Source organism: Virgibacillus salarius, from assembly GCF_039521925.1.
GTDB classification, from domain to species: Bacteria; Bacillota; Bacilli; order Bacillales; family Amphibacillaceae; genus Virgibacillus; species Virgibacillus salarius.
Genome location: NZ_BAAACY010000008.1, coordinates 70,334 through 93,919 on the forward strand (window position 1 = coordinate 70,334; position 23,586 = coordinate 93,919).

General features: G+C 37.1%; 20 protein-coding genes and 1 other annotated feature. Of the genes, 5 read left to right on the forward strand and 15 right to left on the reverse strand.

Annotation, left to right across the window (positions count from 1 at the left end; translation table 11 throughout):
• Window positions 1-17: 17 nt before the first annotated feature.
• From ABDZ84_RS01560 to guaB, 7 genes are all read right to left on the reverse strand, one after another.
• On the reverse strand, window positions 18-1,043 hold the full coding sequence (locus ABDZ84_RS01560) for a FecCD family ABC transporter permease (protein WP_205389378.1): 1,026 nt from the start codon (window positions 1,041-1,043) through the stop codon (window positions 18-20).
• The gene (locus ABDZ84_RS01565; protein WP_026680136.1) at window positions 1,043-2,092 is read right to left on the reverse strand and encodes a FecCD family ABC transporter permease; all 1,050 of its coding nucleotides are present in this window, start codon (window positions 2,090-2,092) and stop codon (window positions 1,043-1,045) included. The genes ABDZ84_RS01560 and ABDZ84_RS01565 overlap by 1 nt, the downstream gene beginning before the upstream one ends.
• 267 nt (window positions 2,093-2,359) lie before the next feature.
• On the reverse strand, window positions 2,360-3,634 hold the full coding sequence (gene serS / locus ABDZ84_RS01570) for a serine--tRNA ligase (RefSeq protein WP_026680135.1): 1,275 nt from the start codon (window positions 3,632-3,634) through the stop codon (window positions 2,360-2,362).
• A gap of 67 nt (window positions 3,635-3,701) precedes the next feature.
• Window positions 3,702-3,920, reverse strand: a binding site (T-box leader).
• A 421-nt stretch (window positions 3,921-4,341) separates the two neighbouring features.
• A complete protein-coding gene (pdxT, locus tag ABDZ84_RS01575) occupies window positions 4,342-4,926 on the reverse strand; it encodes a pyridoxal 5'-phosphate synthase glutaminase subunit PdxT (protein ID WP_026680133.1) in 585 nt (194 codons plus the stop codon).
• Between the two features lie 15 nt (window positions 4,927-4,941).
• Window positions 4,942-5,826, reverse strand: a complete 885-nt coding sequence (gene pdxS, locus ABDZ84_RS01580; protein ID WP_026680132.1) for a pyridoxal 5'-phosphate synthase lyase subunit PdxS — start codon at window positions 5,824-5,826, stop codon at window positions 4,942-4,944.
• A gap of 67 nt (window positions 5,827-5,893) precedes the next feature.
• Window positions 5,894-7,228 (reverse strand): serine hydrolase, encoded by a 1,335-nt coding sequence (locus ABDZ84_RS01585; protein WP_026680131.1) that lies wholly within the window; start codon window positions 7,226-7,228, stop codon window positions 5,894-5,896.
• Between the two features lie 165 nt (window positions 7,229-7,393).
• Window positions 7,394-8,863: an IMP dehydrogenase gene (guaB, locus tag ABDZ84_RS01590; protein ID WP_026680130.1), complete on the reverse strand. Its 1,470-nt coding sequence runs from the start codon at window positions 8,861-8,863 to the stop codon at window positions 7,394-7,396.
• A gap of 201 nt (window positions 8,864-9,064) precedes the next feature.
• Between guaB and ABDZ84_RS01595 the strand changes: the two genes are divergently transcribed.
• Complete coding sequence (locus ABDZ84_RS01595; RefSeq protein WP_026680129.1) at window positions 9,065-10,015, forward strand: YaaC family protein; 951 nt, start codon at window positions 9,065-9,067, stop codon at window positions 10,013-10,015.
• Window positions 10,016-10,020: 5 nt separating this feature from the next.
• Here the strand turns inward: ABDZ84_RS01595 and ABDZ84_RS01600 are convergent, their stop codons facing one another.
• The 8 genes from ABDZ84_RS01600 to dnaA form a co-directional block, all read right to left on the reverse strand.
• Complete coding sequence (locus ABDZ84_RS01600; RefSeq protein WP_026680128.1) at window positions 10,021-11,142, reverse strand: HD-GYP domain-containing protein; 1,122 nt, start codon at window positions 11,140-11,142, stop codon at window positions 10,021-10,023.
• 107 nt (window positions 11,143-11,249) lie between these two features.
• Complete coding sequence (gyrA, locus tag ABDZ84_RS01605; protein WP_343779658.1) at window positions 11,250-13,748, reverse strand: DNA gyrase subunit A; 2,499 nt, start codon at window positions 13,746-13,748, stop codon at window positions 11,250-11,252.
• A 95-nt stretch (window positions 13,749-13,843) separates the two neighbouring features.
• The gene (gyrB, locus tag ABDZ84_RS01610; protein WP_026680126.1) at window positions 13,844-15,769 is read right to left on the reverse strand and encodes a DNA topoisomerase (ATP-hydrolyzing) subunit B; all 1,926 of its coding nucleotides are present in this window, start codon (window positions 15,767-15,769) and stop codon (window positions 13,844-13,846) included.
• 16 nt (window positions 15,770-15,785) lie between these two features.
• Complete coding sequence (remB, locus tag ABDZ84_RS01615) at window positions 15,786-16,085, reverse strand: extracellular matrix regulator RemB (protein ID WP_026680125.1); 300 nt, start codon at window positions 16,083-16,085, stop codon at window positions 15,786-15,788.
• Window positions 16,086-16,100: 15 nt separating this feature from the next.
• Window positions 16,101-17,213, reverse strand: a complete 1,113-nt coding sequence (gene recF, locus ABDZ84_RS01620; RefSeq protein WP_166530509.1) for a DNA replication/repair protein RecF — start codon at window positions 17,211-17,213, stop codon at window positions 16,101-16,103.
• Window positions 17,214-17,488: 275 nt separating this feature from the next.
• A complete protein-coding gene (gene yaaA, locus ABDZ84_RS01625) occupies window positions 17,489-17,704 on the reverse strand; it encodes a S4 domain-containing protein YaaA (protein ID WP_026680123.1) in 216 nt (71 codons plus the stop codon).
• A 257-nt stretch (window positions 17,705-17,961) separates the two neighbouring features.
• On the reverse strand, window positions 17,962-19,098 hold the full coding sequence (gene dnaN / locus ABDZ84_RS01630; protein WP_166530510.1) for a DNA polymerase III subunit beta: 1,137 nt from the start codon (window positions 19,096-19,098) through the stop codon (window positions 17,962-17,964).
• A 224-nt stretch (window positions 19,099-19,322) separates the two neighbouring features.
• Window positions 19,323-20,666, reverse strand: coding sequence for a chromosomal replication initiator protein DnaA (dnaA, locus tag ABDZ84_RS01635; protein ID WP_026680121.1), 1,344 nt, complete (start codon window positions 20,664-20,666; stop codon window positions 19,323-19,325).
• A gap of 711 nt (window positions 20,667-21,377) precedes the next feature.
• Between dnaA and rpmH the strand changes: the two genes are divergently transcribed.
• From rpmH to jag, 4 genes are all read left to right on the forward strand, one after another.
• Window positions 21,378-21,512, forward strand: a complete 135-nt coding sequence (rpmH, locus tag ABDZ84_RS01640) for a 50S ribosomal protein L34 (RefSeq protein ID WP_021290274.1) — start codon at window positions 21,378-21,380, stop codon at window positions 21,510-21,512.
• Window positions 21,513-21,707: 195 nt separating this feature from the next.
• Window positions 21,708-22,052 carry a ribonuclease P protein component gene (rnpA, locus tag ABDZ84_RS01645; protein ID WP_026680120.1) on the forward strand — a complete coding sequence of 115 codons (345 nt, stop codon included), beginning with the start codon at window positions 21,708-21,710 and terminating at the stop codon, window positions 22,050-22,052.
• Window positions 22,053-22,166: 114 nt separating this feature from the next.
• Complete coding sequence (spoIIIJ, locus tag ABDZ84_RS01650) at window positions 22,167-22,937, forward strand: YidC family membrane integrase SpoIIIJ (RefSeq protein WP_026680119.1); 771 nt, start codon at window positions 22,167-22,169, stop codon at window positions 22,935-22,937.
• Window positions 22,934-23,548, forward strand: coding sequence for an RNA-binding cell elongation regulator Jag/EloR (gene jag / locus ABDZ84_RS01655; protein ID WP_026680118.1), 615 nt, complete (start codon window positions 22,934-22,936; stop codon window positions 23,546-23,548). The genes spoIIIJ and jag overlap by 4 nt, the downstream gene beginning before the upstream one ends.
• Window positions 23,549-23,586 lie beyond the last annotated feature (38 nt).

Here is a 23,586-nt window from a genome sequence, read left to right on the forward strand (position 1 = left end):
TTCATTTTTTATTAACCTTACGATTTACTCAACAAATATAGAAAATATGGTGCTCCAATAATTGCAACTACAATTCCGGCGGGTATTTCAGATGGCTGTAAAATTGCTTTTCCAATAGTATCTGCAGCAAGTAATAGTAGAGCCCCTGCAACAGCAGATAACGGTAATAGAAAACGGTGATTTGGTCCAATTAATTTTCTTGCTAGATGTGGGCCTATTAAGCCGACAAAGGCGATGCCTCCACTAACAGATATACAAGCAGAAGCTAATCCAACCGAAGCAGCGACTACCTTTAATCGCTCTTTCTCCACGGAAACCCCTAGCCCTGTAGCCACTTCATCACCAAAAGTTAAGACATCAAGCGTTCGTGCTTTCAAAAAGATATATGGTAATAGAATAATCATCCATGGTAATAGCGTAAATACGAAGCGCCATTCAGCCCCCCAAATCCTTCCTGCCATCCAAACTGCTAACACATCATACTTTTGTTCTGGAAGTTGTAAGGAGACAACTAATAGAATTGCATTTAATCCAGCTGCTACCGCAATTCCATTTAACACCAGACGATTAGGTAACAAGCCATTATGCCTATCGTAAGCTAGCATGTAAATAATAATCGCCGTACTAATGCCACCAATTAAGGATAGAAACGGCAGTAGACCAACGGGTATACTTTCGCCAACTGGGTAGTATGCTAATGCTAAAACTACCATTAGTCCTGCACCTGTAGTTATCCCTAATATTCCCGGCTCTGCTAAAGGATTACGTGCTACTCCTTGCAAAATACAGCCGGAAACTGCTAGCCCCGCACCAACTAACATAGAGATGATAATTCGTGGAAGTCTAAATTCAAATAAAATCAATTCTTGCTGGGCGGTCCCATTTCCAATGATTGTTTGTAGCAATTCAGAAGGGGCTAAACGGATCGCGCCAATATTAACACTAATAACAAAAGTAAGCACAATTAAAACAATAAATATAAGTAATATAAGAATCCGTTTTCTTGTTCGTTCATCTTCGGACCGTATTCCTATAGAGCGCATCACAGATTCCTCCTTTCTTTTCTAGCAACATAAAGGAAGAATGGAACACCAATTAAAGCAAATAACGCACCAATTGGCGTTTCTTGTGGTGCATTAATCATACGCGCACCTATATCTGCTATACAAGTAAGAAAGCCGCCTATCACAGCTGAGCATGGAATAATAAGCCGATAATCAACTCCAACAAAAAAGCGGGCAATATGCGGAACAATTAAGCCAACAAAACCTATTGGACCAGCAACTGCGACAGCAACTCCAGCTATTAACAACACGATAATAAAGCCTGCTGCACGTACAAGCTTCGTCCGCTGTCCTAATCCTTTGGCTACATCATCACCAAGACTTAGGATCGTAATTGATTTCGATAACAGCATAGCTGCAATCAGCGCGCCGAGAACCCATGGAAACATTAATTTTAACTGTGTCCATTTCACACCTGCTATACCGCCAGCAAACCAAAAAGCCAAATCCTGACTTAAACTGAAATAAATGCCTATACCTTCACTTAAAGCTGTAAAAAATGCTGTTACAGCAGCTCCAGCTAACACTATTTTTACAGGTGTTACTACTCCTTTTCCCATCGAACTAATACCAAATACAAGAACGACGCTTACACCTGCACCTATAAATGAAAAGAGAATTAATCCATTGTAAGACATCCCAGGAAAGAGCGCAAAGCAAATGGCGACCATAAAGACCGCTCCTGCATTGATCCCTAATATTCCTGGATCAGCTAATGGATTCCTTGTCATCCCTTGCATCATCGCTCCAGCTACAGCAAAAGATGCACCAACTAAAACTCCAGCTAAGGTTCTAGGAAGTCTTAGTTCCTGAATAATGGAGTGTGAAGTACTGGTTGGATCATAATGAAATATCGCTTCCCATACAGTGGAAAATGTAATATCAGCTGCACCTATAGAAATAGAAAGTGTCAGAGCAAATATAGTTGCGATAATACCACCAATTAAAATAATCATTGCTGGCAGTGGTCTAGATTTAATAGATTTCGTTGTTGTATGTAGATCGGATGTCCGAGACTCTGCAGCCATATTTCTTCCCACTTCCTTATCAAAAAGAACTATCTAACCTAATGAAATTGATAATCATTATCATTTATATAGTAGCAATCCTTGATCACTTTGTCTACATCATTTTAGAGGTTTAAAAGAATTTTTTCTAGATGATTGTTTGAAGTCACCAGTTTTTCGTTAATGTTCCTTTGAAGTTCACTGATGCTCACAGATTAATCCTCATCCAGCGACAACTAAAATAGAAGCGTGCCGATTTATATAATTCCGGCACGCTTTTAGAATAAACTATTTAATTACTTCTTTTCCGCCCATATAAGGTTTTAATACTTTAGGGATCTCAACAGTACCATCTGCTTGCTGATAATTTTCGAGGATTGCTGCAACAGTACGACCAATCGCTAGACCAGAACCATTGAGCGTATGCACGAATTCCGGTTTAGCTTTTACATCTCTACGGAATCGTATCCCCGCTCGCCTAGCTTGGAAATCCTCAAAATTAGAACAAGAAGAAATTTCACGATACGTGTTTTGACTAGGGATCCAAACCTCAATATCATATTTTTTTGCTGCTGTAAAACCTAGATCACCAGTACACATGCTCATAACACGATATGGTAGCTCTAATAACTGTAATACTTTTTCTGCATGTCCAGTCAACATTTCCAATGTTTCATAAGATTCTTCTGGTTTAACAAAATGAACAAGCTCCACTTTATTAAATTGATGCTGGCGAATCAATCCTCTAGTATCTCTACCTGCTGATCCTGCTTCAGAACGGAAGCACCCACTAAATGCGGCATATTTTTTTGGCAAGTCATCACTAGATAAGATTTCATCCCGATGATAATTCGTTACTGGTACTTCCGCGGTTGGTGCCATAAAGTAATCCCAATCAACTAATTTAAATGCATCCTCCTCGAACTTCGGCAGCTGTCCTGTTCCGGTCATACTTGTACGATTTACCATATATGGTGGAATCATTTCCTCATAACCATGTTCATCCGCATGTAGATCCATCATAAAATTCCATAAAGCACGCTCTAAGCGTGCCCCTAAGCCTTTGTAGAATACAAAACGGCTGCCAGTCACTTTCCCTGCACGTTCAAAATCCAATATACCCAAATTTGTTGCGATATCCCAATGTGGTTGAGCTTCATAAGCAAAGTTTGGACGTTCGCCCCATTGACGCACTTCAATGTTATCATCTTCATCTTCACCAACAGGTACACTTTCATGTGGAATGTTTGGAATGGATAGCATAATTTGCCCCAATTGTTCCTCGATTTCTTTTAAATTTTTATCCAGTATAGCAATCTTTTCACCAACCTCGCGCATTTCCTTGATAGCTGGCTCTGCATCTTTCTTTTCTCTTTTTAATACAGATATTTGTTTAGATGCTTCATTTCGCTTTGCCTTCAGCTGTTCTGTTTCAGCTATAAGCTTACGCCGGTTTTCGTCAAGGTCCTCAAAACGATCCAGCTCTGATAAATCTTCGCCACGATGGGTTAATTTTGCTTTCACTTCTTGAAAATTGTTTCGTAAAAATTTCATGTCTAGCATTACAATTGTCCTCCTTAGTTATGTTATGTCTAATAAATAAAAATCAAAAAACTCCCGTCCCTAATGAAATAGGGACGAGAGTAAAATTCCCGCGTTGCCACCCTGATTGAAGAGAAATCTCTTCCGGCTTATCGTTTTAACGGTACGTCACCGGGTTTACTTACTATCCAAAGAATTCCATAAACCAATTCAAGGATGGATTCATAGCTATCTAATATCGATTCACACCAACCATCGATTCTCTTTAAGAAGATAAACTACTACTATTTCCTGTCAACATCGTTTTATATAGGTATTATATTACATCATAGCTGATTTTTTATGTATATGCAACTATCATTTTTTTGCAACTGCGCACCCCCATCCCTCGTTTGTTGTCGTCCATAATGCCAAAGATGTATCTGGAAGAACATTTTTTGCTACAGCTACCGTATCCTATCGCCCAACATGTTGAAGCGAATGTAATAGAGCAAGGTGTTGACAACCAAAAAGAGAATAAAAAAAGGCTCAGACATAGTACGCTAATCAAAAAACCGAACGATAATTCGAAGCAATGGTACCGTCCCCTGGAAGTTAAAGTGAAAAATCTAACTTCCGGGATAACCACCTTTAACTAGCATTCGAATTCGTTCGGTCTTATTCTGATTATAAAACTCCTACATGCAAAGAAAAAGCATTTGAGTTATGTCTCATCAGGTTTACTAGTGTTAAGTACTTGCTACAGCTTTCTTAACCATCTGAACAAAATAAGCAATCATCCGATTATCATCTGTTAATTCAGGATGAAAAGCTGTTGCTAGATAGTTACCTTGTCTAACTGTAACAATGTGTTCGTTATACGTAGCAAGTATCTCTACATCGGGTCCTGCTTTAACAACATAGGGCGCGCGAATAAACACAGCATTAAAATCTGCTGCAATACCATGCACCTCTACATCGGCCTCAAAACTCGCAACCTGACGTCCAAATGCATTACGAGCAACTTCCATATCAATTAGTTTTAAATGTGCAGTATCTTGATCCTTTATGGCAGTCGCCATTAAAATCATTCCAGCACACGTGCCAAAGATAGGCTTACCTTGCTTACCAAAATCTTGAATAGCATCAAAAAAGTCATAGCTGTCAATTAATCTTCTAATCGTTGTGCTTTCACCGCCAGGAAGAATTAATCCATCAATCTCAGCTAGCTGTTCTTTTCGTTTTATCTCTATTGCATTAGCACTACAAGCCTTTACAGCCCGAAGATGCTCGCGGACTGCACCTTGTAATGCAAGCACTCCAATTGTTGTCATATGGAATCCTTCCTTCTATTCACTACGATCCTGCATACGATCATGTGCTTCAATGGTGCTCATTTCAATACCTTTCATGGCAACCCCAAGGTCCTTAGAAAGTTCTGCAATCAATTTATAATCTCGGTAATGTGTTGTCGCCTCTACAATGGCCTTAGCAAACTTGGCAGGATTTGCAGATTTGAAGATACCTGAACCAACAAATACACCATCAGCCCCTAACTCCATCATGAGTGCAGCATCACTTGGTGTCGCTATCCCACCAGCTGCAAAATTAACCACAGGTAGACGGCCATCCTCACGAATTTCGATTAGTAATTCGAACGGTGCACCTATCTCCTTGGCATAAGTCATCACTTCATCTCTTGACATCGCAGTAAGCTTCCTAATTTCTGATTGTACCTGACGCATGTGACGAACTGCTTCTACAATATTCCCTGTTCCAGGTTCACCTTTGGTACGTAACATGGAAGCACCCTCGCCAATCCGACGTGCCGCTTCTCCTAGATTACGACAGCCACAAACAAATGGTACGGTATAATCTGATTTATTAATATGATACACATCATCAGCTGGTGTTAAGACTTCACTTTCATCAATATAGTCAACACCCATTGCTTCTAACACTCGTGCTTCTGTGATATGTCCAATGCGTGCCTTTGCCATTACAGGAATCGAGACAGCATTTAGCACTTCTTCTGTTATAGTAGGGTCCGCCATACGAGCGACACCACCAGCTGCTCGTATATCAGATGGAACACGTTCAAGAGCCATTACCGCAACTGCTCCTGCTTCCTCAGCAATCTTCGCCTGTTCAGCATTGACAACGTCCATAATAACGCCGCCCTTTTGCATTTCTGCCATACCACGTTTTACACGTTCTGTACCTGTATGAGACATATAAACTCCCCCTTGTTATAAAATAACTATATCAGATGATCAAGTTTTCCTCTTTAAGAAAAATTGATTAGAATAAGCCTTTCACCCAATCAACTACTGTCGTAAATAAATCAGCAAAGAAATCACCAATTGCTCCAAGTGTTAACATAAACCAGTTGGATTTTTCAACTGTTTCATTCGCTACAACATCTACCGTACTATTACTATCTTTAATAATATAGCCATAGTCATTCTCGCCCTTATATTTAAGCTGTGCTGTCCCAATCTTTTCTCCCTTTTTAATTGGTGCAGTCAATTTGCCCTCTTTATTTAACAAATCTTTATTTATTGTATATTCCATACTATATTTATCTTTTTCATTAGGCTTAATAGGTATCGTTATTCCTTCTTTAATAGAAATATCAACCTGATCTTCCTTTCCTTTCGCTACTGGAAGGGAGGATTTACCTTTTACTTGATGTCCTGCCGGAAATACCTCTGTGCTTTCAAACTGTTGGAAACCATAATTAAATAATTTGGCAGTCTCCTCAAATCGCTTTTCTTCACTATCCGTTTGCATCACAACTGAAATCAAGCGCTGATTATTTTTTTTAGCTGTTCCTGTAAAGCAGTAACCAGCTAAATCAGTATATCCTGTCTTTAACCCATCTACACCTTCATAATAAAATTGCTCTAAAAAGGTTGTTTTATGCGGAAGCATGTGGTTCCAATTTCGGATCTCTTTTCCATCAAATTCGGTGGATGGCATGCTAGAAACCTCTAACGATTCTGGATAGTCATTTACTAGATGATAGGCAAGTAGCGCAGCAGATTCCGCAGAAAGCAAGTTTGTACCATTAGGATCTGTTCCTTCTGGATGGTTTTTTCCCAATGATTCATTGTCTAAACCAGTGGAATTAACGAATTTAAAGTCAGGAAGCCCCATTTCCTCTCCCTTTTTATTCATCATTTTCACAAATTCCGCTTCTGAACCTGCAATCAATTCAGCTAATGCAATCGAAGTAGCATTATCAGAGTTGATTGCCATTGCGTTATACAAATCTTTTACTTTATAATCCTTCGATTGTTCTAATCCTATTCCTGAAAAAGAAGCATTAGCAGAAATGCTGTATGGATAGTCACTAATCTGTGTTGTTGTATCCCAGCTGATTTGACCCTTTTCGATGGCTTCCCATACGAGATATTCTGTCATCATTTTGGTCATACTAGCTGGAGGAAGAGCCACATCCGCATTCTTGGCAAATAAAATTTTACCAGTATTTGCATCTACTAATATCGCAGATTCTGCCTCAATATCCAATGTTTCTGCAGCATTTGCAGTAAATGGCTTTGCAATGATAGAAACCATCATTACCATCGCTGCTAGTAAAATGACGAAACTCTTTTGTAGACTATGTTTCAACTTTCTGTACCTCCAACCTGTAGTTTAACCTCTATGTTTGTTGCACACTTTTTCAATTTAAGGATGCACTTAGTTATTTTACCATAGAAATAGACAAAAAAATAGACAGGGAAATATCCCCATCTACAATTTTTTCATCGACTAGTACAAAGTTTGTCGTAAAGACTATATAGAATAATTAGGTGCCTCTTTGGTAATTTGTACATCATGTGGATGACTTTCCCTTAGCCCCGCATTTGTAATTTTTACGAATTGAGCATCTTCTCTTAGTGCATCAATAGTTTCTGTACCACAATAACCCATTCCAGAACGAAGTCCGCCCATTAATTGATGAATCGTATCAGCAAGTGGACCTTTATAAGCAACTCTACCTTCAATTCCTTCAGGGACAAGCTTCTTCACATCAGAGTCCTCTTGGAAATAACGATCTTTTGAGCCTGCCTTCATTGCACCAACAGATCCCATTCCTCGGTAAACTTTATATTGTCTTCCTTGGAAAATCTCCGTTTCACCAGGGCTTTCGGAAACACCTGCAAACATGCTACCTAGCATAACCGCATGAGCTCCTGCAGCCAATGCTTTTACAATGTCACCTGAATACTTGATACCACCATCTGCAATAACAGGTACATTATATTCAGCAGCTGCTTGCGCACAATCATATACTGCTGTAATTTGTGGAACACCTACACCGGCTACGACACGTGTAGTGCAAATAGAGCCAGGGCCAATTCCTACTTTAACAATCGATGCTCCAGCCTCAATCAGCTCTTTCGTTGCTTGAGGTGTTGCTACGTTACCTGCAATAATATCTAATGACGGATAAGCCTTACGTACTGCTTTTACTTGTTCGATAACCCCTTGTGAGTGGCCATGAGCTGTGTCAATAACGATAGCGTCAACGCCAGCTTCCACAAGCTTTTCAATTCGTTTCATAGCATCTCCTGTCACACCAACTGCTGCACCTGCTAATAGTCTACCTTGCGCATCTTTTGCTGCATGTGGAAACTCAATTACTTTTTCAATATCTTTTATAGTAATTAATCCTTTTAGAACCGTTTGATCATCCACTAATGGCAGCTTTTCAATTTTATATTGTTGGAGGATTTGTTCAGCTTCTTCTAAAGTTGTACCAACTGGTGCTGTTACCAGATTTTCACTTGTCATCACTTCTGAAATCAATATAGAATAATCTTGAATAAATCGAAGATCACGATTCGTAAGTATTCCTACAAGCTTCTGTTCATCCGTGTTATTAACAATCGGTACACCCGATATGCGAAATTTACCCATCAAATGTTCTGCATCATATACCTGATGTTCTGGAGTTAAAAAGAATGGGTTTGTAATTACGCCACTTTCGGAACGTTTAACACGATCTACTTGCTCTGCTTGCTCCTCAATCGACATATTCTTATGAATAATACCAATTCCACCTTGTCGAGCCATTGCTATTGCCATCGATGCTTCTGTTACAGTATCCATTCCAGCACTTATTAATGGGGTGTTGAGCTTTATATTGTCCGTTAGTTGTGTACTTACATCCACATCCTTTGGCAATACCTCTGATTTTGCAGGCATTAACAAAACATCATCAAACGTTAAACCTTCTTTAGAAAATTTATCTTCTCGCATGCTTATCCTCCTTATAAGTTTAGATAACTATCTAGGCTTTTCACTACACCCTTATGTATGCAAGAACCGAACTTGCATACACTAGTAGTACTTCTATTTTTATTTACAATACGCCAACATATTAGCTTTTTCAACAAGAGATTGTTGGAAATAAAAAAATAAATAGATTCAAAATTTTTTAATAGTTAAGAGGTATCATCTATGAATCCGATTATCTCCTTTGTTAATTACTTACAATCCCAACAAACTGCACAAAGCTATTTATGCCATTGTTATACACAGTTAAAACTTCCAGATCCGGAAGCGAAGAGCTATGAGAATTGTAATGCCTTTATCTATTATTTAAACCATGGGAACCGATTTTATCAGCAAGGAAGGAAGTCTGATCCTTTTATGCAGCCGATTCTTTATTTTTATGGGATGGTGCACTTCATTAAAGCCTGCTTATTAACCAAACGCCCAAATTATCCTGAGTCGACCAACTTATTAGCTCATGGTGTAACAGCTAGGAAAAGAAAGAAAAAGGATTATACATTTATGAATGATGAGGTAAAAGTACAACATAATGGCTTATTCCCTTACTTTTCTGAGCATTTATACGAGCAAACGATTCCATTTGAAAAAAGAAGTATGAAACATTTATTAGCAGTAATACCAGAAATGAATCAACTCTTTCAATTTCAAGGGGAACATAAGATGGTACCTGTCGGAAAACAATATTCCAAACTATTAGAGTTTCCAGCTCATTTACTGGATTCCTATCATTTAACAGATACAGCCTTTATTCGCCGAATTCAACCATACCTACCAAATATAAAATATTATGATTACGATGATCGTATGATTCGAATGGAGGTTACTGATCCAGTTAAAAAAGTAACTGGCCCATTTTTCGTCCACAGTTCTACAGAACAATTATTTTTCCCTTTAAAACGTGAAGATTATCTGTCCATTCACGAAGTGATGGTACATTATTTGATTTTATATAATCTAAGCATGCTTTGTCGTTATGAAACAGAGTGGTGGGGAGATTTATTCGTCGCAAAACCCGACATCGATTATCCATTCATTTTGTACTTCTTAGAATTAACGTCAACTAAAATGCCACTTCTATTAGGGGAAAATTTATACGATCAACGAAAAAAATTGTAAGAGAGTCAGTCGATGCTAGACGAACTCTCTAAAATCTCTTCAATATAAACAGTAGGATGATTTTGTAATGCCATGATGTCGTCATTATCTTGTAGCCTTATCATTGGTCGAGTTGGCTTATTGGCATCAGTGAAGACAATCTCCCCTATCATTGCATTGGATAGCTTTACCTTTGTCCCTACGGGGAAATTGGTAATACCTTGCACAAAAGTATGAACTACATCTGGATCTAACTTAGAAAATTGCTCCTGCCGCAGTTTCTCCATTACCTTAAAAGGGGATTGCTTTTCCTTATATAACCGATCACAAATCATAGCATGGTACATATCACAAACAGCGACAATCCGAGCATAACGATGAATTTTCCCTTTGGATAATCCAAGTGGATAACCACTGCCATCCATTCGCTCGTGATGTTGTAAGACTGCTTGTTTAACAGCTTGTTTAATCGTTGGTAATTTCTCGGTTAATCGATAGGAATAAGTAGGATGCTTTTTTACTTCTAATAAATCTTCAGTTGTTAAAAAATGATGTTTCTTCACGATGGCAGGATCAATTCTTGCCATTCCACAATCACTTAAAAATCCTGCTAGACCAACTTGTAACCATTCTCCTTTTGCGTATCCGGTTTTGTATCCGAGATAAGCCGATAAAATAGCCACCGCCACATTATGATGAAAGAAATAGTCCTCCCTAGTTGCATAGTGATGTATAGTATAGATTTCCTGGCTGATGTCTTTCATTCGCCCTAACAAAGGAATAATCAACTTACGTACTTGAGTAATATCAATAGCTGAGCCGTTTTGCCAAGATACAAAGAGCGCTTTGTATTGCTTAACAGCTAGCTGATAATGTGCTGCAAATGGTAAAGATGATGTTTCCTCACGAAGGTTAGTTTCTAACAAATCACTCTTTCTTTGCTGCATTTCTTCCTCTTTCGGCTGATATTCACTACCATCTGCCAACTTTGGAGAGACATGAACGGTTTTCACTAGGAATTTTTGTAATACAACAATATGCTGCTCTGTAAGCACAGTCTGCTTAGGGATTATCGGACGACTCGTTTTTCCTTCTACGTCCTTCATTAAAACACAGCCTGGTATTAGATGTAATGGACTTACTTGCATATTACTTTCCTCCCCACTAGATAAATAAGATATATAAAATAGGATAGTATCTCATTGTGTTTCATCTAGTTGAAAAAAAGATGGCCGAACGTCAGCCATCTTTTCAATTATTCTTCCACATCTTCTGTTGTATCTTGTGCTGCTTGATCTTTCTGATCCACTTGTTCTTCTTCCTCATCCTGATCAATCCTTGTTACAGTAGCTACTTCCTCATCATCCTGTAAACGGATCAAACGAACTCCCATCGTATTACGTCCAGTCTCTGATATATCTTCGACTGGAATACGAATGAGTACACCTGCAACAGTAATTAGCATAAGATCTTCTTTACCTGAAACAACTTTCACCGCTGCTACATGTCCTGTTTTTTCTGTTAAATTACAAGTGTATATTCCTTTACCACCACGATTTGTTATTCGATACTCTGACTCTGGTGTTTGTTTACCATAACCCTTACTTGTTACGTGGAGAATCTTAGCATCTTCCTGTAAGATTTCCATGGAAACAACCTCATCATCTTCACGTAATGATATACCCTTTACGCCAGCTGCAGTCCTTCCCATAGATCGTATTTGGTCCTCTGGAAAACGAATTAAATAGCCATTTTTCGTTGCAATCATCATATCCTTTGTACCATCAGTTAGCCGCACTGAGATCAGCTCATCTTCTTCTCGAAGTCCTACTGCAATAAGTCCACCTTTACGAATATTTGCAAATTGGGCAAGTGACGTACGTTTAGAAATACCGTGCTTCGTTGTAAAAAATAAAAATTGATCTTCACGATAGTCTTTTACAGAGATAACCGCATTCACCCATTCGCCTTTCTCAATTTGCAACAGATTAATAATGGGAATTCCTTTTGCAGTTCTACTGAACTCTGGCACTTCATATCCTTTTGCCTTGTACACTTTACCTTTATTTGTGAAGAATAATATAGTGTCATGGGTAGAAGTAGAGACAAGATGTTCAACAAAATCATCCTCATTCGTTCCCATTCCTTGGATACCACGACCGCCACGCTTCTGAGTACGATAGGTAGAAGAAGGTAATCGTTTGATATATCCCTGATGTGTTAATGTAATAACAATGTTTTCTTCTGGGATTAGATCTTCGTCCTCAAAGAAATCACTACCACCAACAACAATTTCAGTTCGACGATCATCATTAAAGCGTTCCTTAATTTCTGTTAGCTCTTCACGAATAATCTCTAATACCTTTTCTTCATCCGCTAAAATCGCTTTTAACTCTTCAATTAGTTTTTGAAGTTCTTTATACTCATTTTCAATTTTTTCACGTTCAAGACCTGTTAAACGTTGTAAACGCATATCTAAAATTGCTTGTGCTTGTTTCTCAGATAGATCAAAACGTTCAATTAGTCCAGTACGTGCAATATCTGTTGTCTTTGAACTACGAATAAGCGCAATAACCTCATCCAAATTATCAAGCGCAATTCGCAACCCCTCTAAAATATGTGCACGTGCCTCAGCTTTTCGCAATTCAAATGCTGTACGCCGTTTAATAATTACTTTTTGATGCTCTAAATAATGAATAAGACATTGTTTGATTGAAAGTACTTTAGGTTGTCCGTCTACTAATGCCAACGTATTTATCCCAAAGGTAGTTTGCAACGCAGTATGTTTATATAAATTATTAAGAACAACATTCGCATTTACATCCCGACGGAGTTCAATAACGACACGTAGCCCATCACGATCTGATTCATCTCGTAAATCAGTAATTCCGTCAATTCGTTTATCTCGTACAAGCTCAGCAATCTTCTCTATCAGCTTTGCTTTATTTACCTGATATGGTAATTCAGTTGCAATAATCGTAGACTTTCCGTTTGGCTTCTCTTCAATATTGACTTTTGCTCGAATAGTAACAGAGCCTTTCCCTGTTTCATATGCTTTGCGAATTCCACTCCTACCAAGAATTTGCCCAGCTGTAGGGAAATCAGGACCATGAATATAATCCTCCATCAGTTCATCAATTGTAATTTCTGGATCTTTACTTAGCGCAAGTACGGCATCTATTGTTTCACCAAGATTATGTGGTGGAATATTTGTTGCCATCCCTACAGCTATCCCTGATGCTCCATTAACAAGTAAGTTAGGAAATCTAGAAGGGAAAACAACTGGTTCCCTTTCTGAGCCATCATAGTTATCCGTATAATCGATTGTATCTTTATTGATATCACGCAATAATTCCATGGATATTTTTGACATTCTTGCTTCCGTATAACGCATTGCTGCCGCTGAATCTCCATCTACAGAACCAAAATTACCATGCCCATCTACCAGCATATTTCGATAACTAAAATCCTGCGCCATCCTTACCATAGCTTCATAAACAGCTGAATCACCATGTGGATGATATTTACCAATTACTTCACCAACGATACGAGCAGATTTTTTATAAGCTTTATCTGCATGCATACCTAAATCATTCATTGCATATAATATTCTACGATGAACAGGCTTTAATCCGTCACGAACATCTGGAAGAGCACGTGAGACAATAACACTCATTGCATAATCAAGGAATGATGTACGCATTTCCTGACTAAGATTTATCTCCTGTACATTTGGACGTTGCTGATCCGCCATTGTAATACTACCTCCATTCACTAGTACAACCAAAACCTATAAAGCCTGAGAAGCTGGCTTTATATTTTATATAACAACGTGGAACGTGGCTTTATCTAAATATCCAAATTCTTTACATATTGGGCATTCTCTTGGATAAAGTTTCTTCGTGGTTCCACTTTATCTCCCATCAGCACATCAAAAATCTGATCAGCGTCAATTGCATCAGATAATTCAACTTGAAGAAGGGTACGTGATTCTGGACTCATTGTTGTTTCCCAAAGTTGCGTTGCATTCATTTCCCCTAAACCTTTATATCGCTGCAAGCCTGGTTTTGGAGCTTTCGGTATTTCCTCTAATATCCGTTCCATCTCTTTGTCATTGTAGGCATAATGAACAGCCTTACCTTGTTGTATCTTGTAAAGAGGTGGCTGCGCAATATAAACATAGCCATGCTCAATAAGTGGGCGCATATAACGATAAAAGAAGGTTAACAATAACGTTCGAATATGGGCACCATCAACATCGGCATCTGTCATAAGCACAATTTTATGATAACGGGCTTTAGTGATATCAAAATCCTCGCCAATCCCTGTACCTAAAGCAGTAATAATCGTTCGCACTTCATTATTTGATAAAATTTTATCAAGCCGCGCTTTTTCTACGTTTAAAATCTTTCCACGTAAAGGTAAGATTGCTTGAAAATGTCGGTCACGTCCTTGTTTAGCAGATCCTCCCGCAGAATCTCCCTCCACAATGTACAATTCACTGATTTTAGCATCCTTTGAAGAACAATCTGCAAGTTTACCAGGTAAATTGGATACTTCCAACGCACTTTTTCTACGTGTCAGTTCACGAGCTTTTTTCGCCGCTGCCCGGGCACGTGAAGCCATTAATCCTTTTTCTACAACGATTTTAGCAACGTTTGGATTTTCGAATAAAAATTTAGAAAAGGTTTCACTAAAAACAGAATCGGTAACTGTCCGTACTTCACTATTACCTAATTTAGTCTTTGTTTGACCTTCAAACTGAGGATCAGGATGTTTAACGGAAACAATTGCTGTCAATCCTTCGCGAACATCGTCTCCAGATAAATTCGGATCATTTTCCTTAAATAAGTTATTCTTTCTAGCATAATCGTTAATCACACGTGTCAATCCTGTTTTAAACCCAGATTCATGCATACCGCCCTCATAGGTATGAATATTATTGGCAAATGAATAGAGATTGCTCGTAAAGCCATCATTGTATTGAATGGCAACTTCTACAGATATCCCTTGCTCTTCTCCTTCAGCATAAAAAGGCTCATGCAAAATTTCCTTTGTGCGATTTATATATTCTACATAAGAGCTAATTCCACCCTCATAATGATAATTAATTGGCTCTGAGTCTGTTCGCTTATCTTCAATGGAAATATTGATTCCCTTATTTAGAAATGCTAACTCTCTAAGTCGTTGAGATAACGTATCAAAATTATACGTCGTGGTTTCGTTAAAGATTTCTGGATCAGGATTGAAATGTGTAATTGTTCCCGTAATATCTGTTTCGCCAACTACTTCAATTTCCCCTTGTGGAACACCTTTTTTAAACTGTAAATAATGAATTTTATTATCTCGATGGACATGTACCTCTAAATTAGTAGACAGCGCATTAACAACAGAAGCACCTACGCCATGAAGCCCACCAGAAACCTTATAACCACCACCACCGAACTTTCCTCCGGCATGAAGGACAGTCATAATAACTTCTAAAGCTGGGCGTCCTGTTTTTTTCTGGATATCAACAGGGATACCGCGTCCATTATCCTTTACCGTTATACTATTATCCTTTTCGATAATAACCTCGATCTTATCACAATAGCCAGCTAGGGCTTCATCAATACTGTTATCTACAATTTCCCAGACGAGATGATGCAAGCCTTTTTCACTTGTTGAACCAATATACATTCCGGGACGTTTACGGACCGCTTCTAGCCCTTCAAGTACCTGTATTTGATCTGCATCATAGGCCTGTTCATTCATGATCTTATCTTCCATTGACATGTTTTCACATCCATTTCTAAACTTCTTCGGAATCTAGTTCCTTAATTTCGTCTGAAAAATCATCGAGCTTGCTGATTGTAGATATCATACTTGCTCTTTTTTTCAGAGTAGAGACAGATAAAGTGCTATAATACATCATCTCTTTCGTAATCATGACTGATTTTGCATGTTCAATCGGTCCAGCTACTCGCTTCTCTTTTAATGATTCTGTCATTAACTCTTCCATAATGGTTGATGATGAAATTAAATGATAATCAATAATAGCAACAACATCACTCGAGTGAATAACGGTATCATTTCCAATATGAATAAACATCTGTATCCCCCCACATTATGCTTCTACTTTTCCTTCCTGCACACGAAAGATTTCCGCTTTTTCTAATGTTTCATGATTAATGCCATCAACACTTGTGGTGGATACGAAGGTCTGAACTTTACCATGAATTGTGTTTAAAAGATGAGATTGTCGGAAATCATCTAGTTCGCTTAACACATCATCCAACAATAAAATGGGGTATTCTCCTACCTCACTATAAATTAATTCAATCTCTGCTAGTTTTACAGATAAAGCTGCTGTTCGCTGCTGTCCTTGTGATCCATAGGTTTGTACGTCTCTATGATTAACATAAAACAGCAGATCGTCACGATGGGGGCCAATTAATGTTGTCCCTCTCTCGATCTCTTTTTCTTGAATGCTTTTGAATTTTTCACAGTATATATCTTCTATTTTCTCCTTATTTGCTTCTTCTGATACTTCTATTGTCGGAGAATACTTTATTTCCAGACTTTCAAGTTGACGACTAATACCATAATGTATCGGACTAGCCCATTTTCTTAATAAATCCAAAAAAACAAACCGCCTTTCCAATAGAGTTGCGGCATGTTCTGAGAGCTGCTCTGTTAAAACCTGCAACATCGTAGTATCTTGATCCGATCTGCGTTGCAATTGTTTTAGAACAGAATTACGTTGTTTAAGGATTTTTTGGTACTGTCCTAAATGATAGATGTAACGAGGCTGTATTTGGCCAAGTTCCATATCAATGAAACGTCTGCGAATTTGTGGTGCTCCTTTTACAAGTGTTAAATCCTCTGGAGCAAACATAACAACATTTAGCGCTCCTATATAATCACTTAACCGCTTTTGTTCCAATCGATTTAACTTCGCCTTTTTCCCTTTTGAGGAGATTACGATTTCTAGCGGAAAAGATTGTTTTCTTTTAGTAATTCTACCTTCTATTTTAGCATATTCTTCATCCCATTTGATCAATTCCTTTTCTCTAGGAGTTCGATGGGACTTTGTAAAGGCAAGCAGGTAGATAGCCTCCATTAAATTCGTTTTCCCCTGCGCATTTTCACCGATAATTACATTTATCTTATCATCAAATGATATATCCAATTTATGGTAATTACGGTAATTTTTTAATTGTAGCTTTTCAATATGCATAGTTAATCCTCTTCTAATCATAAAAAATTATGATTCCATCCTTTTAACGTAGGTAATCTATTGAAATAACGTTTTTCGAAAACAGATTTTTATGAATGACGGCTTGCTGATGCCTGTTAAATTCTTCCTAGTAATGAGATTGCAAAGCAGCAAAAATAGCTTGAACCTGAACGAATTGCAGACGCAGAATGAAAAAAGCTGCGTCAGAAACAAGCAAGTTTTATTTTAACCGTCAAAATCATTTTCTAAGACTCTATATGTTAATTCATTTTTTATCAATCTGTAACGAGAAAAGACCCGATTTCCTCAATCTTCACCACATCACCAGGATATAGCTTTCTCCCTCGCCTATGTTCTCGTTCACCATTAACTAAGACGCCAACATCTTGTAAATAAGCTTTTACCATACCACCAGATTCTAAAACATTGGCAAGCTTGATGAATTGGCCTAAGGAGATATATTCCGTTCGTATAGTTATTTTTTCAGGCATATTATCACTCTTTTAGGTCATATTTGTAAAACACGTATCTATTTATCCTCTATTCTTATTTTACTAAAGATTTTCCATTAAGGAAAGGTATGACCCTTTATATCCTAAAATAATCGCTTATTTAGGCTAAAAATCACTTATACAGATGTAAAAAGCCCTTATCTTCGTCCGATAAGAGCTTTTTATTAAATTTTACGCTGAAATATCAAAGTGATTGTTAATTTTTTGATTAAATTAACGGAAAGCATGAGCTATTTTTAGTATGTTCTCACAGGTACAATTAACTGCAGGATAGAGTCTTCATTTGCTGGATGAATAATAAATGGTCGTAGCGCTCCAGTGAATTCGATATTCACATCCTCAAATTCAATGGCTTTCAATGCATCCATCATGTATTTAGAACTAAATGAAATCTTTAACTCTTCTCCCTCTATTGAAGATACCGTAACTTCTTCTGTAACATTTCCAACTTCTGGATGATTACTTGCAATTTCTACTAGCTGATCACCTTGTGTAGTTAAACGAACTACATTATTGCGTTCTTCTTTAGCTAATAGGGAAGCACGATCAATTGTACTTAATAATTCTTTCGTTTTAACATGCAATACCGTTTTGCTTTGATCAGGAATTAACCGAGAGGTTTCTGGATAATTACCGTCTAATAAACGGGATAAGAAATTCAAATGTTTTGTTCGGAATAAAATTTGATTACTAGTTACACTAATTTCAACCTTATCCTCTGTATCATCTAAGATTTTGTTTAATTCATTTAGACTTTTTCCCGGAACAACAACATTAGAAAATTCATTGGTAGTATCTGCTACTGGTATCGTTCTAGAAGCTAGTCGATGACTATCTGTCGCTGTAAATGTAAGTGTTTGATTTTCTAATTTTACATTTACACCCGTTAAGATTGGTCGAGTTTCCATTGTGGATACAGCAAATACCGTTTGTTTAATTAAGCTCTTTAGTAAATCAATTGGTAGTTCAAAACTATCATCTGTCTGTAATTTAGGTAATTGTGGATATTCTGTAGCATCTTGTCCATTTAAATTAAATTCTGCTTTTCCTGAGCGAATGGTTACTTTTAAGTTTTCATCTGCATGTATTTCTATCGTCTTTTCAGGAAGTTTGCGAACAATGTCTGGGAAATACTTCGCTTGTAGTACAATACTTCCTTCTTCAATGTACTCAACATTAACCGTACCGTTTTCTTCAGCAGGAATATAGGACTCAATAGATATATCAGAATCACTTCCTGTTAAGGTTATACCGTCTTGTCTAGCTTCAATTTTTATTCCAGTTAATATAGGAATAACCGTTCTAGATGAAATAGCCTTCATTACATTTTGAACACTTGCTATTAATTGATCTCGCTGAATGATAAATTTCATGAAATAAATCCTCCTAGTGGAAGTTCTTTTTAATTATATTATTTTATAAAAATATAGTAATAATAATAATAATAATAAGGGCTGTGATTATGTGGATAAATCTGTTTTTGTCAATGCGCTAAGGTTATTCACATGTGGACAACTTGTTTATAAGGTTGTCTCTGTTTTCCACAGTTTTCACAGGATCTTTAATTAGCTGAAAATGAGAAAGTGAGAGTTATCATTTAAAGTGATTTTAATTGCTCTTTCAATTCTTCAAGTTCTTTTACTAATTGCGTATCCTTTTCCATCAACTTTGATACTTTTTCATGAGCATGAATTACTGTAGTATGATCTCGCCCACCGAACTCTTCACCGATTTTTGGTAAGGATGCGTCTGTCATTTCTCGAGATAGATACATAGCAATCTGGCGTGGAAAAGCAATCGATTTTGTCCGTTTTTTGGCAATAAAATCTTCTAATCGTACATTATATTTTGCTCCAACCGTTTCTTGAATGCTCTGGATAGTTATTATCTTTGGTTGATTACTAGGAATAATATCTTTTAAAGCATCAGCAGCTAGTGATGCATCAATATCTTGATTAACTAAGGATGAATAAGCAACAATTCGAATAAGCGCACCTTCTAGCTCGCGAATATTCGTATCAATTTGATTAGCGATATAAAGCATAACCTCATTTGGAATGTCGAGTCCTTCTGCTTTTGCTTTTTTTGTTAAGATAGCAATTCTGGTCTCTAAATCCGGTGGTGTAATATCTGTAATTAATCCCCATTCAAAGCGAGAGCGAAGCCTGTCCTCTAAAGTTGGAATCTCTTTTGGTGGCCGATCACTTGAAATAATTATTTGTTTATTATCGTCATGTAATGCATTAAATGTATGGAAAAATTCTTCCTGTGTCGATTCCTTACCTGCTATAAATTGAATATCATCAATTAGCAGAACATCAACATTACGATATTTATTACGAAAGTTAACTGTTTTATTATCCATAATTGCGTTAATAAATTCGTTTGTAAATTTCTCAGAAGATAGATAAACGACCTTTGCGTTTGGATTATGATCACGTACATAATGTCCAATGGCATGCATTAAATGTGTTTTCCCTAGACCTACTCCTCCATATATAAACAACGGGTTATATGCTTGTGCTGGTGCCTCAGCTACAGCCAAGGATGCAGCATGAGCGAATCTGTTTCCAGCACCAATAACAAACGTATCAAAGGTATATTTTGCATTTAACATGGATTTAGGTGCTTCATTAGGATCGTCTTTTGGCTTTTGCTTCTGTGTAGGTTCGAAGTTATCAATCGACGTACTTGTATTCGGAAGTATAAATTTAGCAACAATATCTGAACCAGTTATTTCTGATAGAATCTCGGAAATAAGCTTTGTGTATTGATTTTCAAGCCAATCTCTAGCAAATTCATTTGGTGCGGAAACAATAAGTGTATTGTTTTCGATGGTTTCTGCTTTTGTGTTCTTTAACCATGTATCAAAGCTCGGCTTACTAATTTTTTCTTCAATTCTCTCTAAGGTAGCTATCCATATTTCCTGTATATTCTCCAAGCAGAATTTCACTCCTTTCACTGTAATAAATGTCATCCACTTCCAATTATCGATGTTTCTATTAGGAACCATTTATGTTAATTAATGAGTATTTACGTAAAGACTGCATACTGCTCCAATTAATGAGTAATAATGACATAAAAAGCCTCTCTCAATCTTTTAAAGATGGAAAGGCAAGATAAATAGAATTTACGTTTAGGTCTACTTCCAATTGTATTTAAAATTGAAGGGTTAAAATGGTATAACAAAAATAATATTGGTGTGGATAAATAAATATAGGTGGAATAAGCTTTGAATTAATTATAAACGTTGTCCACAGCTTTGTTGATAACAACATAAACAATCATGTTAACAAGTATCCACAAGTTATCCACAGTTTGTGTATAACTAGAATTTCAGTTTTCTTTTTTCACAAGTTAAACACAAATATAATATCAGAAAAACCCTTTGAATGCAATGGGGTTTCGACAGTTATCCACAAAGTCCATCGGTTGTAGACAATTATTGTCCACACCACTATATTTTGTGATTTTCCTGTCGATATATGTTGTGGATAGCAAATAAGACTCGATTATTTCCAAACAGTAGGGTGTGGATAGTTTAAATTAGAAGTGAGTTGACAGATGGAAGTATTTTTACGTATAATTACAAAGACTGTCTATTGACTGTTTAATAAAAGATTATTTCATCCCTTAGGGAGGTGCAGGATAAATGAAAAGAACGTATCAACCAAATAATCGCAAACGTAAAAAAGTACACGGCTTTCGCTCACGTATGAGTACTAAAAACGGACGTAAAGTATTGGCTCGTCGTCGTCGTAAAGGAAGAAAAGTCTTGTCTGCATAGGCCACTGAATAATCAGTGGTCTTTTTTCCACTTTAGACATATTGTTTATAGATAGAAGTGGGGTTAATGTGTTATTACCACTTATAAGTTGGGCAGCTTAAGAATAGAAGAATGATATTTCTTCTATAATTATACATAGAAAAGACCAGAATCAGGGACAAGCTGATAAGTGGTATACGTAATAAGGTGATATAGATGAAGAAAGAATTTCGAATTAAAAAGAATGAAGAATTTCAATATACGTTTAAGTGCGGTAAATCTTTTGCAAACAGACAACTCGTCATCTATTATGTAGAGAAAAAGGGGCAGAATCATTTCAGAATTGGGTTATCTGTTGGAAAAAAGATAGGAAATGCGGTAACAAGAAATCGAATTAAGCGTTATTTACGTCAGGCTTTTCAAGAATTAGAGGAAAAAATTGCGTATCCACATGATATTGTAATCATTGCCAGACACCCTGCAAAACAGATGGAATATCATGAAATCAAAAAAAGCTTGACACATCTTTTATATAAAGAACGATTGTTAAAAAATCAATAAATTTAATATAGAATCTTAGGTTTGTTTAGGTTAAAATAACTCTTAGGATAAGCTATTTGAATATTCGTTGATAGAAAAGAGTTAGCTCTTTTATTTTAGTTAGGAGGAAAAGTGTTGCGTAAAAAGTTTTGGTTGCTGGTAACTTTAATTGGTCTGCTAGCAATACTTTCTGGTTGTACCGATGTAAATGAACCTATCACGGAAGAAAGTGAAGGTATCTGGAATAAATATTTCGTCTTTCCAGTATCCATGCTAATCACATATTTTGCAGAATTATTTAATGAAAACTACGGTCTAGCGATTGTAATCGTTACTATTTTAGTAAGGCTAGTACTGCTACCACTAAATGTGAAACAATTAAAGAGTTCAAAAGCTATGCAGGATATTCAGCCTAAGTTGAAGGAACTGCAACAGAAATATAGCTCGAAAGATGCAAATACACAGCAAAAACTACAGCAGGAAACAATGGCATTATTTCAAAAGAATGGGGTAAATCCGCTTGCAGGGTGCTTACCAATATTTATTCAAATGCCTATTTTAATTGCCATGTATCATGCAATTATGCGTACGGAATCCATCAAAACACATAGTTTTCTGTGGTTTGAGCTAGGTGCGCCGGATCCATTTTTCATTTTACCGATTATTGCTGCAGCAGCTACGTGGTTCCAGCAAAAATTGATGATGTCAGGAAGTCCAGCCGCTCAAAATCCACAAATGATGGTTATGCTTTATGTGATGCCTATTATGATTGGTGTTTTTGCAATATTCTTCCCAGCAGCATTGGCGTTATATTGGGTAGTAGGGAATATCTTTATGGTTGCCCAAACACTATTTATCCGTAAACCAATGATGGCTGATAAAAGTAATGGAGGAGACAAAAAGTGAGAGAAATAACTGCTAGTGGACAAACGGTTGAAGAAGCGGTCCAATCAGCATTAGAGCAGTTAAATACAACAAGGGACCAAGTCGAAATCGACGTGATTGATGAAGGAAAAAAAGGGTTACTAGGTGTTTTCGGGTCCAAACGCGCTTTTGTAAAGGTATCGACTGTCAAAAATCAGATAGAAGAAACGGAAAAATATTTACAGCAAATCATAAAACAGATGCATATAGATGCTACGATTTTTACAAAGGTAGAGGAAAATCATGTAACCTATGATGTACAGGGTGATAATATAGCTTTACTTATTGGAAAAAGAGGACAAACTTTAAATGCCTTACAATATTTACTACATCTTGTTATCAATAAAGAAGGAAAGCAATATTATACGGTGACACTAGATGCTGAAGGTTATCGGGGACGTAGAAAAGAGACACTTGAGTCGCTTGCGTTAAAAATGGCAGATAAGGCTATCCGCATGAATAAAAAGGTAGCTTTGGAGCCAATGCCTGCCTTCGAACGTAAAATTATTCATAGTGTACTACAAGCAAATGAAGAAGTTTCGACATATTCTGATGGTAAAGAGCCACATCGTCATATTGTAATACAGCCTTAATATGGCTAGTAAGAAATAAATCAAAAATTATCCGCTTA